Annotated in this window: 12 protein-coding genes; 9 read left to right on the forward strand and 3 right to left on the reverse strand. The window is 72.3% G+C overall.

Going from position 1 to position 12,268, the window contains the following annotated elements:
* Positions 1-20 precede the first annotated feature (20 nt).
* Positions 21-1,427 carry a DNA repair protein RadA gene (gene radA, locus GGE06_RS14095; protein ID WP_116160350.1) on the forward strand — a complete coding sequence of 469 codons (1,407 nt, stop codon included), beginning with the start codon at positions 21-23 and terminating at the stop codon, positions 1,425-1,427.
* Positions 1,428-1,621: 194 nt separating this feature from the next.
* Entirely contained in the window at positions 1,622-2,680 is a 1,059-nt protein-coding gene (gene disA / locus GGE06_RS14100) for a DNA integrity scanning diadenylate cyclase DisA (RefSeq protein WP_116165462.1), read from the forward strand.
* A gap of 14 nt (positions 2,681-2,694) precedes the next feature.
* On the opposite strand, the gene GGE06_RS14105 is transcribed toward disA, so the two are convergent.
* Positions 2,695-3,546, reverse strand: a complete 852-nt coding sequence (locus GGE06_RS14105) for a hypothetical protein (RefSeq protein WP_184931009.1) — start codon at positions 3,544-3,546, stop codon at positions 2,695-2,697.
* A 256-nt stretch (positions 3,547-3,802) separates the two neighbouring features.
* On the opposite strand from GGE06_RS14105, the gene GGE06_RS14110 reads away from it, so the two are divergent.
* From GGE06_RS14110 to cseC, 6 genes are all read left to right on the forward strand, one after another.
* Positions 3,803-4,474 (forward strand): phosphatase PAP2 family protein, encoded by a 672-nt coding sequence (locus tag GGE06_RS14110; protein WP_116160348.1) that lies wholly within the window; start codon positions 3,803-3,805, stop codon positions 4,472-4,474.
* A gap of 33 nt (positions 4,475-4,507) precedes the next feature.
* Complete coding sequence (locus tag GGE06_RS14115; RefSeq protein ID WP_116160347.1) at positions 4,508-5,428, forward strand: iron-sulfur binding domain-containing protein; 921 nt, start codon at positions 4,508-4,510, stop codon at positions 5,426-5,428.
* Positions 5,429-5,617: 189 nt separating this feature from the next.
* Positions 5,618-6,193 (forward strand): SigE family RNA polymerase sigma factor, encoded by a 576-nt coding sequence (locus GGE06_RS14120; RefSeq protein ID WP_116160346.1) that lies wholly within the window; start codon positions 5,618-5,620, stop codon positions 6,191-6,193.
* A 41-nt stretch (positions 6,194-6,234) separates the two neighbouring features.
* Positions 6,235-6,933, forward strand: a complete 699-nt coding sequence (locus GGE06_RS14125) for a hypothetical protein (protein WP_181924603.1) — start codon at positions 6,235-6,237, stop codon at positions 6,931-6,933.
* A gap of 65 nt (positions 6,934-6,998) precedes the next feature.
* A complete protein-coding gene (gene cseB / locus GGE06_RS14130; protein WP_116160345.1) occupies positions 6,999-7,700 on the forward strand; it encodes a two-component system response regulator CseB in 702 nt (233 codons plus the stop codon).
* Positions 7,589-9,034 (forward strand): two-component system sensor histidine kinase CseC, encoded by a 1,446-nt coding sequence (gene cseC / locus GGE06_RS14135; protein WP_376773557.1) that lies wholly within the window; start codon positions 7,589-7,591, stop codon positions 9,032-9,034. The genes cseB and cseC overlap by 112 nt, the downstream gene beginning before the upstream one ends.
* 110 nt (positions 9,035-9,144) lie before the next feature.
* On the opposite strand, the gene GGE06_RS14140 is transcribed toward cseC, so the two are convergent.
* Positions 9,145-10,731, reverse strand: a complete 1,587-nt coding sequence (locus tag GGE06_RS14140; protein WP_184931010.1) for an MDR family MFS transporter — start codon at positions 10,729-10,731, stop codon at positions 9,145-9,147.
* Positions 10,732-10,834: 103 nt separating this feature from the next.
* Between GGE06_RS14140 and GGE06_RS14145 the strand changes: the two genes are divergently transcribed.
* Entirely contained in the window at positions 10,835-11,389 is a 555-nt protein-coding gene (locus GGE06_RS14145) for a TetR/AcrR family transcriptional regulator (RefSeq protein WP_116160342.1), read from the forward strand.
* Between the two features lie 16 nt (positions 11,390-11,405).
* On the opposite strand, the gene GGE06_RS14150 is transcribed toward GGE06_RS14145, so the two are convergent.
* Positions 11,406-12,086, reverse strand: a complete 681-nt coding sequence (locus GGE06_RS14150; protein WP_116160341.1) for a M23 family metallopeptidase — start codon at positions 12,084-12,086, stop codon at positions 11,406-11,408.
* Positions 12,087-12,268 lie beyond the last annotated feature (182 nt).

Raw genomic sequence — 12,268 nt, forward strand, 5'->3', positions numbered from 1 at the left:
CGGCGGATACGGTGTGGCTCATGGCTGCCCGTACGAAAACCGCCAAGGACCGGCCGTCCTACCGCTGCACCGAGTGCGGCTGGCAGACGGCCAAGTGGCTCGGCCGCTGCCCCGAATGCCAGGCCTGGGGGACGGTCGAGGAGTACGGCGCGCCCGCCGTCCGGACGACCGCCGCCGGCCGCGTCTCCACCGCCGCGCTGCCCATCGGGCAGGTCGACGGCCGGCAGGCGACCGCCCGCTCGACCGGCGTCGACGAGCTGGACCGGGTCCTCGGCGGCGGCCTGGTGCCCGGCGCCGTCGTGCTGCTCGCGGGCGAGCCCGGCGTCGGCAAGTCCACGCTCCTGCTCGACGTGGCCGCCAAGGCGGCGAGCGACGAGCACCGCACGCTGTACGTGACGGGCGAGGAGTCCGCGAGCCAGGTCCGGCTGCGCGCCGACCGGATCAACGCGCTCAGCGACCACCTGTACCTGGCGGCCGAGACCGACCTGTCGGCCGTCCTCGGGCACCTCGACGCGGTGAAGCCCTCCCTGCTGGTCCTGGACTCGGTGCAGACCGTCGCCTCCCCCGAGATCGACGGCGCGCCCGGCGGCATGGCGCAGGTCCGCGAGGTCGCGGGGGCCCTCATCCGGGCCTCCAAGGAGCGCGGCATGTCGACGCTCCTCGTCGGTCACGTCACCAAGGAGGGGGCCATCGCCGGGCCCCGGCTCCTGGAGCACCTGGTCGACGTCGTCCTCAGCTTCGAGGGTGACCGGCACGCGCGCCTGCGGCTGGTCCGGGGCGTGAAGAACCGCTACGGGGCGACCGACGAGGTCGGCTGCTTCGAGCTGCACGACGAGGGCATCACGGGACTCGCCGACCCCTCCGGGCTCTTCCTGACCCGGCGCGACGTGGCCGTGCCCGGCACCTGCCTGACGGTCACCCTGGAAGGCAAGCGTCCGCTGGTCGCCGAGGTGCAGGCGCTGACGGTCGACTCGCAGATCCCGTCGCCGCGGCGGACGACCTCGGGTCTGGAGACCTCCCGGGTCTCGATGATGCTGGCGGTCCTGGAGCAGCGCGGCCGGATCAGCGCGCTGGGCAAGCGGGACATCTACAGCGCGACCGTCGGCGGCGTGAAGCTCACCGAGCCCGCGGCCGACCTGGCGATCGCGCTGGCGCTGGCCTCCGCGGCGAGCGACACCCCGCTGCCGAAGAACCTGGTCGCGATCGGCGAGGTCGGGCTCGCCGGCGAGGTGCGGCGGGTGACGGGCGTGCAGCGGCGGCTCGCCGAGGCGCACCGGCTCGGCTTCACGCACGCGCTGGTGCCGGGGGACCCGGGGAAGGTGCCGGCCGGCATGAAGGTGACGGAGGTCGCGGACGTGGGGGATGCGCTGCGGGTGCTGCCGCGGAGTCGGCGGGCGAAGGGTGCGGAGGAGGCTGCGGGGAGCTGACGAGGGGCTGGGCCCGGCGGCGTACCGCACCGATCAGGGAGCCGTTTCGGCAAGGTTGTGCCCACCCTTTCCGCCCCGGCGGAGCGCATGCCCACAACCGGGCCGGGGTGGTGTCGCTAGACTTTGCCCTGGTCTCGCCCATCCGTACGAGCCGGAGGAGAGCAGTGGCAGCCAAGGACGGGAACGAAGCGCTGATGCGCGCAGCCCTCAGCGCGGTCGCTCCCGGCACCGCGCTGCGTGACGGCCTGGAGCGGATCCTCCGGGGGAACACGGGCGGTCTCATCGTCCTCGGCCTGGACAAGACGGTCGATTCGATGTGCACCGGCGGGTTCGAGCTGGACGTCGAGTTCACCGCCACGCGCCTGCGCGAGCTGTGCAAGCTCGACGGCGCGCTCGTCCTCGACAAGGACATCACCAAGATCCACCGCGCGGGCGTGCAGCTGGTCCCGGACGCCTCCATCCCCACCGAGGAGACCGGCACCCGCCACCGCACCGCGGACCGGGTCTCCAAGCAGTGCAGGTTCCCGGTCGTCTCCGTCTCCCAGTCGATGCGTCTGATCGCGCTGTACGTGGACGGTGAGCGCCGGGTCCTGGAGGAGTCGGCCGCGATCCTGTCCCGCGCGAACCAGGCGCTCGCGACCCTGGAGCGGTACAAGCTGCGGCTCGACGAGGTGGCCGGCACGCTCTCGGCACTCGAGATCGAGGACCTGGTCACGGTCCGGGACGTCACCGCGGTCGCGCAGCGCCTGGAGATGGTCCGCCGGATCGCCACCGAGATCGCCGAGTACGTCGTCGAGCTCGGCACCGACGGGCGGCTCCTCTCGCTCCAGCTCGACGAGCTGATCGCGGGCGTGGAGCCGGAGCGCGAGCTGGTGATCCGGGACTACGTGCCGGAGCCGACGGCGAAGCGCTCGCGGACGGTCGCCGAGGCGCTCACCGAGCTGGACGCGCTCACCCACACCGAGCTCCTCGAACTTCCGGTCGTGGCGCGTGCCCTCGGCTACAGCGGCTCGCCCGAGACCCTCGACTCGGCGGTCTCGCCGCGCGGCTACCGGCTCCTGGCGAAGGTGCCGCGGCTGCCGGGCGCGATCATCGAGCGTCTGGTGGAGCACTTCGGCGGGCTGCAGAAGCTGCTCGCGGCGAGCGTGGACGACCTCCAGACCGTCGACGGTGTCGGCGAGGCCCGTGCCCGCAGCGTCCGCGAGGGCCTGTCGCGCCTCGCGGAGTCCTCGATCCTGGAGCGGTACGTCTAGGACGCGCCGCCCGCTCAGTCCTTGGCGAGCGTGAACGAGGCGGCGAGCACCTTCGCGCCCGGCACCTTCGCCTCCACCAGGTAGGTGCCCGGGCCGGCCTGGCCCGCCGGGGCGCTGGCGCACTGCGGGGCGCTGTGACCCCGGTCCCATTCCACGGTGTGGGTGATGGTGGTGTGCGCGGGGACGCTCAGCAGGACCGGGGCGCCGGAGCGCGGGCAGTCGGCGGTGGACCAGACCTCGCCGTCACGGTCGTCGCTGACCGTCAGAACCGTGCTGCGGGGTCCGAAGTCGGCCTTGCAGGTGGTGTTCGAGGTGTTCTTCGCGACGAGGTGGAAGCGGGGCTTCTCCCCCGCCTCGTAGGTGAGTTTGGTGGAGCGGAGCTCCAACTGCAGCGCTCCGGCGGGGCAGTTCGGGAGCGGGGAGTTCGCCGGGACCTGCCGGCCCGCGCCGGTGCCCGCGCCGCCGTCGGCGCCGGCGCCGTCGGTGTCGCCGTTCTTGCCGGTGCCGGTGGTGCCTCCCGCGCCCTCGGTGCCGGAGTCCGTGCCGGCGTCGGCGCCCGCGTCCGTACCGGAGCCCGCCGAGCCGCCGTTGTCGCCCGCGGTCTCGCCGGAGTCGCCCGATTCGTCGCGTCCGCCGGGCTGTTGGCTGATCGCCGGGCCGGTGCCGGAGGGGCCGGGGGTGATCGAGGGCGGGGTCGGCGACGAGCCGTTGGCGGCGTCGTTCGGCTTCTTCCCGTCGCCGTCACCGGAGGTGACCGCCCATACGGCGAGCAGCGCGAGCAGCGCCACCAGGCACGCCGCCACCGCCCTCCGTCGCCAGTAGATGGTGGAGGGAAGCGGCCCGACCGGATTGCGCAAAGATCCCACGACCCGAACCTTACGAGAGATCCGGCCCAACTCCCGCCCCACCCGCCGCCCCAGGCCTCAAGTTTTGCCGATGATCACATCCGTGGGTTCCGGGAACTTTCCCCGATCCGGTGCGGATCCGGTACGGCATCCCGTCCGAAACCCGAGGGAAACCGTAGGGAACCGGGCCGAATCGCAGCCCCCCGCTGTCGCCGGAGATCGCTCCGGCCGACGGCCCGGGGTGGCGGACTCCGGATTCCGGTTAGCGTCGTACCCCATGAACACCCTTCTCGACCTCTCCGACCGTCTGTATCTCGACGTCGCCGACTTCGCCCACTCCACGCCCCACTGGTTCCAGTGGATCGCCGAGGCGTGGACGGAGCTCGGGCTGCTGCTCTTCGGCGTGCTGTTCCTCGCCGGCTGGTGGCGTACCCGGGAGGGTTCGAGCCGGGCGATGGCGCTCGCGCTGCTCGCCCCGATCGCCACCGGCTTCGGCTACGTGGTGAGCGAGGCCCTGAAGTCGCTGATCGACGAGGAACGTCCGTGCCGGGCGGTCGCCGAAGCGCCCGTCTCGCTCGTCGCCTGCCCGCCGCACGGCGACTGGTCCTTCCCCAGCAACCACTCCGCCATCGCGGGCGCCGCGGCGATCGCGCTCGCCCTGTCCTGGCGCGGGATCGTCTGGCTGACCGTGCCGATGGCGCTGCTCATGGCCTTCTCCCGGGTCTTCGTCGGCGTCCACTACCCGCACGACGTGACCGTCGGCCTGCTCGTCGGCGCCCTGGTCGCCTTCGTCGTGATGCGGGCGGCGGAGCGCCCCGTCCGGGCGCTGGTGGAGACGGCCAGGTCGAGCCGGAGCTCGGCCGTGGCGTGGTGTGCGGGGCGCGGGCCGAGTGCGCACGCCCCCGCGCACTCCGAGCGGCGCTCGCGCGCGCGCCACGGCGCGTACTGATCGCGCCGGGGACGTGCCAGGATCGGAGGTGCCATGACTTCCATCGACACTCCCCCCACGTCCGAGGCCCCCGTCGTGCTCCCCGCCGAGCTGCACGGGCCCGTCCTCGCCTGGTTCGACCGGCACGCCCGCGACCTGCCCTGGCGCCGCCCCGAGGCCGGTGCCTGGGGCGTCATGGTCAGCGAGTTCATGCTCCAGCAGACCCCGGTGGTCCGGGTCCTCCCGGTGTACGAGCAGTGGCTGGCCCGCTGGCCGCGCCCGGCCGACCTGGCCGCCGAGGCCCCCGGCGAGGCGGTCCGCGCCTGGGGCCGGCTCGGCTACCCGCGCCGGGCGCTGCGGCTGCACGCGGCGGCCGTCGCGATAACGGAACGGCACCACGGCGACGTGCCCAGCGACCACGCGCAGCTGCTCGCGCTGCCCGGCATCGGCGAGTACACGGCGGCGGCGGTGGCCTCCTTCGCGTACGGGCAGCGGCACGCGGTCCTCGACACCAATGTGCGCCGGGTCTTCGCGCGGGCGGCGACCGGCGTCCAGTACCCGCCGAACGCGACCACGGCCGCCGAGCGGCGGCTCGCCCGCGCGCTGCTGCCGGAGGACGAGACGACGGCGTCCCGCTGGGCGGCCGCCTCCATGGAGCTGGGCGCCCTGGTGTGCACGGCGAAGAACGAGGACTGCGGGCGCTGCCCGATCGCCGAGCGGTGCGCCTGGCGGCTCTCGGGCAAGCCGGCGCACGACGGTCCGCCGCGGCGCGGCCAGACGTACGCCGGGACCGACCGGCAGGTGCGCGGCCGGCTCCTCGCGGTGCTGCGGGATTCGGCGGAACCGGTGGCGCAGGCGGCGCTCGACGCGGTCTGGAACGAGCCGGTGCAGCGGGCCCGGGCCCTGGACGGGCTCGTCGCGGACGGTCTCGTCGAGCCGCTGGAGGGCGGCCGGTACCGGCTGCCGCTGTCCTGAGCCCTGGACGTCTTGAGGCCCCGCTCTCCCGAGAGCGGGGCCTCAAACCTTTTCCGCCCCCGCTGTTACACAACCGATGGGTAGCCGTGCGTCCACCGACGGCTGCCCCGCACAGCCCCGTGACAAGCGCTCCGTAGCGTCGTCCACGACACGAGGACAAGCAGGGCACGGGGAACGGAGGCGGTTCGGATGAGGCACGGCGGCGAGGTGCTCGACTTCGAGGAGTACGTACGCACGCGGCAGGACGCGCTGCTGCGCAGCGCCCGCCGTCTCGTAGCCGACCCCGTCGACGCCCAGGACCTCCTCCAGACGGCTCTGGCCCGTACGTACGGGCGCTGGGACGGCATCGCCGACAAGTCCCTCGCCGACGCCTACCTGCGCCGCGTCATGATCAACACGCGGACCGAGTGGTGGCGCTCCCGCAAGCTCGAAGAGGTGCCGACCGAGCAGCTGCCCGACGCGTGCGTCGACGACCCGACCGAGCAGCACGCCGACCGCGCCCTGCTCATGGACATCCTGAAGGTGCTCGCGCCGAAGCAGCGCAGCGTCGTCGTCCTGCGCCACTGGGAGCAGATGAGCACGGAGGAGACGGCGGCGGCGCTCGGCATGTCGACGGGTACGGTGAAGTCGACGCTCCATCGTGCGCTCGCCCGGCTCCGCCAGGAGCTGGAGAGCCGTGACCTCGACGCCCGTGCCCTGGGGCGGACCGGGGAGCGGGCGACCGTACGAGGTGACGAAGGGGGTCGGGAGCGGTGCGCGGCGTAGACGGCGACCCCTGTGGCAGACCGCAGGAAGGCCACCACTGTGTGAGCGGCGGCGACGACCGGTGTCCGACCGGACGGCGCCGCCCGCGGCGTACCGTCAGGGCGGCGAGCATCACGGCCACGGCCGGGCTCGTCGCCGTCGGTCTGTCCCTGGCCGGCTGCTCCACCGGGGGCACCGGCTCCCGCGACGAGGGCGCGGCCCGCACCGACGAGATCGCCGCCGCCGCGCCCACCCCGTCCGTCTCCGGCACGGCGGGACCGCAGTCGGCCGAGCGGGTGGATCCGATCGCGCTCCTGAAGGCGGACCCGAAGATCGGCGCGCGGCTCAAGGACGACCTGAAGCCGTGCGTCGCCGACGCGTACCCGGTGGACGCCTCGTACGGCAATCTCACGAACACCGCCTCCCCCGACGTCGTCGTCAACGTGATGACCTGCGGGGACGCCGTCGGCATCGGCACGTACGTGTACCGCAAGGAGAACGACCGGTACGAGAACGTGTTCATGGCCGAGGACGCGGCGGTCTACGCGACGATCGACCGGGGCGATCTCGTCGTCACCAAGCAGGTGTACGCGAAGGGCGACCCGGTCGCGTACCCCTCGGGCGAGGACGTGATCACCTACCGCTGGTCGGGGAACACGTTCACCCAGCACGACTGGGTGCACAACGACTACAGCCGGGCCGTCGGCGACGGCGACGCCCCCACCGCGGAGCCCGCACCGAGCGAGCCGGCCGCCAACTGAGCCGTAAGACCGCCGCGGACCGCCGCCGGCCGAAAGACCGTACAGACCCCGAAGGGCACATCACGATGGCCGAAACCCATGTCCTGTTCGTCGAGGACGACGACGTCATCCGTGAGGCCACCCAGCTCGCCCTGGAGCGGGACGGCTTCCGGGTGACCGCCATGCCCGACGGGCTCTCCGGTCTGGACGCCTTCCGGGCACAGCGCCCCGACATCGCGCTCCTCGACGTGATGCTGCCGGGGATGGACGGGGTCAGCCTCTGCCGTCGCATCCGCGACGAGTCGACCGTGCCCGTCATCATGCTCTCGGCGCGCGCCGACTCCATCGACGTCGTGCTCGGTCTGGAGGCGGGGGCCGACGACTACGTCACCAAGCCCTTCGACGGTTCGGTGCTCATGGCCCGCATCCGGGCCGTGCTGCGCCGCTTCGGGCACGCGGGCGGCGCCGGCAACGGCGAGCAGGGGGACGCGCCGGACGGCGGCGGGCTCCTCGTCTTCGGCGACCTGGAGGTCGACACCGAGGGCATGGAGGTCCGCAGGGGCGGGGCGCCGGTGGCGCTGACCCCGACGGAGATGCGGCTGCTCCTGGAGTTCTCGTCGGCGCCGGGCACCGTGCTGTCCCGGGACAAGCTCCTGGAGCGGGTCTGGGACTACGGCTGGGGCGGGGACACCCGGGTCGTGGACGTCCATGTGCAGCGGCTGCGCGCCAAGATCGGCCAGGACCGGATCGAGACGGTCCGCGGCTTCGGCTACAAGCTCAAGAACTAGGGCCCGTACTTGTGCATGTGAAGCTGCGCCCCTTGCGTACCGGGGTCCGTTGGAAGATCGCCGTCGCCATCGCGGCGGTCGGCGCGCTCATCGCGGTCACCCTGAGCATCGTCGTGCACAACGCCGCCCGCATCTCGATGCTCGACAACGCGCGCGAGGTGCAGATGGAGCGGCTGCTCTTCGCCCAGCGGATGTACGAGACGTCCAAGCCGAAGGAGCCCCGCTTCGGCACGAAGATCAACGACCCGGCGCTGCCGCCGCAGCTCCACCAGCTGATGCGGGACAAGCGGCGCGGGACGTACGTGCAGGAGCACCGGCACGGCGGGCCGCCGGACGTGTGGGCGGCCGTGCCGCTCGCCAACGGCGACGTGCTGTCGCTGCACATCCCCTTCGCCGACCGCAGCGCGACGATCATGAACGATCTGGACCGGGCCCTCGTCATCGGCTCGGTGTCCGTGGTCTTCGGCGGCTGCGCGCTCGGCGTGCTCATCGGCGGCGGGCTCTCGCGACGGCTGCGGAAGGCCGCCGTCGCGGCCGGCCGGGTGGCCCAGGGCAATACGGAGGTCCGGGTGCGGGACGCCGTCGGCGGGGTCGTACGGGACGAGACCGACGACCTGGCCTGGGCGGTGGACGCCCTGACCGACGCGCTGAACGAGCGGATCGAGGCCGAGCGGCGGGTCACCGCCGACATCGCGCACGAGCTGCGCACCCCCGTCACGGGGCTGCTCACGGCGGCCGAGCTGCTGCCGCCGGGGCGGCCGACCGAGCTCGTACGGGACCGGGCGCAGGCCATGCGGACGCTGGTCGAGGACGTCCTGGAGGTGGCCCGGCTCGACAGCGCGTCGGAGCGGGCCGAGCTCCAGGAGATCGCGCTCGGCGAGTTCGTGGAGCGGCGGGTGCGGGCCCTGGACCCGGAGGTCGAGGTCCGGGTCGTGCACGAGTCCTGGGTGAACACCGACCCGCGCCGCCTGGAGCGGGTCCTGGGCAATCTCCTCGCGAACGCGGCCAAGCACGGCAAGCCGCCGGTCGAGGTCACCGTCGAGGGCCGGGTGGTCCGGGTCCGCGACCACGGTCCCGGCTTCCCGGAGGCGCTCCTCAAGGAGGGCCCGAGCCGGTTCCGTACGGGGACGAGCGACCGCGCGGGCCAGGGCCACGGCCTGGGCCTGACGATCGCGGCGGGCCAGGCCCGGGTCCTCGGCGCCCGCCTGACCTTCCGGAACGTGGCCGCGGAGGGGTCGCCGGGCGGGGTCGGCGGGGCCATCGCGGTGCTGTGGCTGCCGGACCACGCGCCGACGAACACGGGCAGCTTCCCGGTGCTGCGACCGGCGGACTGACGGGACGCGATCCCGGCGCCGCGGCCGGCGGACCGAGGGGTACGGGAAAGGGGGCCGGGTCCATGACAGGACCCGGCCCCCTTTCCCGTACAGGAGATCGCTCCGCGGGATCAGACGGTCTCGGCGACCTTGGGCGCGTCGTCGCCGGACTCCGCCTTCGGGCCCGCGGCCGGTCCGGCGCCGCGCAGCGCCACCTCCTTGACGAAGAAGGCGAGGACGAAGCCGAGGACGGCGACGGCCGAGGCGACGAGGAAGGCGCCGTGCGTGCCGGTGGCGACCGCGTGCTGGTAGGCCTCGCGGAGCGCGGCCGGCAGCTTGGCGAGGCTCGCCGCGTCGAGCTGGGCGGTCCGCTCGGTGAGCCCGCCGCCGCCGCGGGACGCCATCTCGTCCTGGACGCGGCTGGTGAAGAGCGCGCCCATGATCGCGACGCCGAAGGAGGAGCCGAGCGTCCGGAAGAGGGTGGTGGAGGAGGAGGCGACGCCCATGTCCTTCATCTCCACGCTGTTCTGGGCGACCAGCATGGTGATCTGCATGAGGAAGCCCATGCCGGCGCCGAGGACGGCCATCCAGATCCCGGAGACGAGGCGCGAGGTGCCGGTGTCCATGGTGGAGAGCAGGAAGAGGCCGGCGACCATGAGCGCGCCGCCCACGATCGGGAAGACCTTGTACTTGCCGGTGCTGGTGGTGAAGCGGCCGACGAGCAGCGAGACGACCATCATCGACAGCAGCATCGGCAGGAGCAGCAGGCCGGAGTTGGTGGCCGAGGCGCCCTGGACGGACTGCTGGAAGATCGGCAGGTAGAGGACCGCGCCGAACATCACGAAGCCGGTGATGAAGCCGATCAGGGACATCAGGGTGAAGTTGCGGCTGCGGAAGATGTGCAGCGGCATGATCGGGTCGCTCGCCCGGGTCTCGACGAAGAGGAAGGCCGCGAGCGCGGCGACGCCACCGATGACGAGGCCGACGATGGTGGCCGAGCCCCACGCGTACTCGGTGCCGCCCCAGGTGGTGACGAGGACGATCGCGGTGATGCCGACGGTCAGCAGCGCGGCGCCGAGGAAGTCGATCCGGGTGCCGGTGGCACGTTCCTTCCTCGGCAGGTGCAGGACCGTGGTGAGCATGGCGAGGGCGACGGCGCCGAGCGGCAGGTTGATGTAGAAGGACCAGCGCCAGCCCCAGTGGTCGGTGATGGTGCCGCCGACGAGGGGGCCGCCGATCATCGCGAGGGCCATGATTCCGGCCATCATGCCCTGGTACTTGCCGCGCTCGCGGGGCGGGATCAGGTCGCCGATGATCGCCATGACGCCGACCATGAGGCCGCCGGCGCCGAGGCCCTGGACGGTGCGGAAGCCGATGAGCTGGCCCATGTCCTGGGCCATGCCGCTGAGCGCCGAGCCGATCAGGAAGATCACGATCGAGGTGAGGAAGACGCCCTTGCGGCCGAACATGTCGCCGAGCTTGCCCCAGATCGGGGTGGAGGCGGCGGTGGCCAGGGTGTAGGCGGTGACGACCCAGGAGAGGTGCTCGAGGCCGCCGAGCTCGCCGACGATCGTCGGCATCGCGGTGCCGATGATCATGTTGTCCAGCATCGCGAGCAGCATCGCGATCATGAGGGCGAGGAGGACGACCCGTACGCTGCGCGGCTGCGGGTCCGCGGCCTCCCCCTGTGCTGCCTGAACGTTCTGTTTCGTCGTCATCTCGATCCCTTACTTGCCGCCCGGCTAGTTACTACACTGAGGAAGGTAGGCCGGTAACTTGCCGGTCGTCAAGTAAGTTTTGTGGAATGTGGAGTGAGCAGCCATGGCCCGAGGCAACACCCGCCAGCGCATCCAGGACGTGGCTCTCGAACTCTTCGCCGAGCAGGGCTACGAGAAGACCTCGCTCCGCGAGATCGCCGAGCGCCTCGACGTCACCAAGGCGGCGCTCTACTACCACTTCAAGACCAAGGAAGACATCATCATCGGGATCTTCCAGGACCTGGCGCGCCCGATCGACGAGCTGGTCGCCTGGGCGGGCGAGCAGCCGCGCACCCTGGAGACGAAGCAGGAGATCCTGCGCCGCTACCAGAAGGCCCTGCTCGCCGCGGCCCCGCTGTTCCGCTTCATGCACGAGAACCAGGCGACCGTGCGGGACCTGAGCATCGGGCTCACCTTCAAGGAGCGCTTCATCGCGCTCAACAAGTTCGTCCAGGAACCCGACGCCCCGGTGAAGGACAAGGTCCGCGCCGTGAGCGCGGTCTTCGCACTGCACGCCGGGACCTTCTTCATGGAAAACATCGAGGGCGACCCCGAGGAGAAGCAGGAAGCCGTCCTCGAGGTCGCCCTCGATCTGATCGAGCAGGCCGAGCGGGCCTGAAGCTCTACGGGGTGCGTCAGACGCCGACGCCGTGGGCCCGCAGGAAGGCCATCGGGTTGACGGCGGAGCCGTAGTTCGGGGTCGTACGGATCTCGAAGTGAAGGTGCGGGCCGGAGGAGTTGCCGGTGTTGCCCGAGAGGGCGATCTGCTGACCGGCGCCGACCTTCTGGCCGATGTTGACCTGGATCTTCGACAGGTGGGCGTACTGCGAGTACGTGCCGTTGGCGTGCTTGATCACGATGGCGTTGCCGTACGCGGGGCCGTCGCCGCCGCCGTTCGGGCCGGCCTTCACGACGGTGCCGGCGGACGCGGCCTTGACCGGGGTGCCGACCGGGACGGCGAAGTCCTGGCCGGAGTGCTTGTGGGCCCACATGGCGCCGCCCTGGTTGAAGCTGGCGCTGAGGGCGTAGGTGGTGACCGGCTTGACCCAGGCCGGGGTGGCCTTCTTGACGGCCTTCACGGGCGTGGCCTTCACGGCGGCGGCCTTGGCGACGGCGGCCTTCACCTGGGCGGCGACGTGGGCCTGGGCGTCGGCCTGGGCGGCCACGGCGGCGGACACGGTCAGCGCGGCCGGGGCGGCCTTGCCCTCGGCAGCGAAGGCGGACCCTGCTCCGGCCACCAGCGTCGCTCCCAGACCCGCGGCGGCGAGAGCAACGGCGGTGATACGGGCGGCGGGGTTCATAACGCGCTTCGACATACGGGGGAAAACCTCCGGGACGTACGGGACCCGGCGCGGACGGTGCGCTGCGCCGGGCTTGCTCATCCTTGGTAACCCGGACCCCCAGCAAGCCCAAAACACCCCATCTACGACATAGCGTCGTAGCGATCTCCCCGGAAGTTCACCCTTCGACGACCCCGGAGAGGGGTCGCGAAAACGGA

The organism is Streptomyces nymphaeiformis (assembly GCF_014203895.1).
Classification (GTDB): domain Bacteria; phylum Actinomycetota; class Actinomycetes; order Streptomycetales; family Streptomycetaceae; genus Streptomyces; species Streptomyces nymphaeiformis.

Coding starts and splice junctions, on each gene's coding strand:
- radA (WP_116160350.1), top strand. CDS start 21: ATGGCTGCCCGTACGAAAACCGCCAAGGACCGGCCGTCCTACCGCTGC.
- disA (WP_116165462.1), top strand. CDS start 1,622: ATGCGCGCAGCCCTCAGCGCGGTCGCTCCCGGCACCGCGCTGCGTGAC.
- GGE06_RS14110 (WP_116160348.1), top strand. CDS start 3,803: ATGAACACCCTTCTCGACCTCTCCGACCGTCTGTATCTCGACGTCGCC.
- GGE06_RS14115 (WP_116160347.1), top strand. CDS start 4,508: ATGACTTCCATCGACACTCCCCCCACGTCCGAGGCCCCCGTCGTGCTC.
- GGE06_RS14120 (WP_116160346.1), top strand. CDS start 5,618: ATGAGGCACGGCGGCGAGGTGCTCGACTTCGAGGAGTACGTACGCACG.
- cseB (WP_116160345.1), top strand. CDS start 6,999: ATGGCCGAAACCCATGTCCTGTTCGTCGAGGACGACGACGTCATCCGT.
- GGE06_RS14140 (WP_184931010.1), bottom strand. CDS start 10,731: ATGACGACGAAACAGAACGTTCAGGCAGCACAGGGGGAGGCCGCGGAC.
- GGE06_RS14145 (WP_116160342.1), top strand. CDS start 10,835: ATGGCCCGAGGCAACACCCGCCAGCGCATCCAGGACGTGGCTCTCGAA.
- GGE06_RS14150 (WP_116160341.1), bottom strand. CDS start 12,086: ATGTCGAAGCGCGTTATGAACCCCGCCGCCCGTATCACCGCCGTTGCT.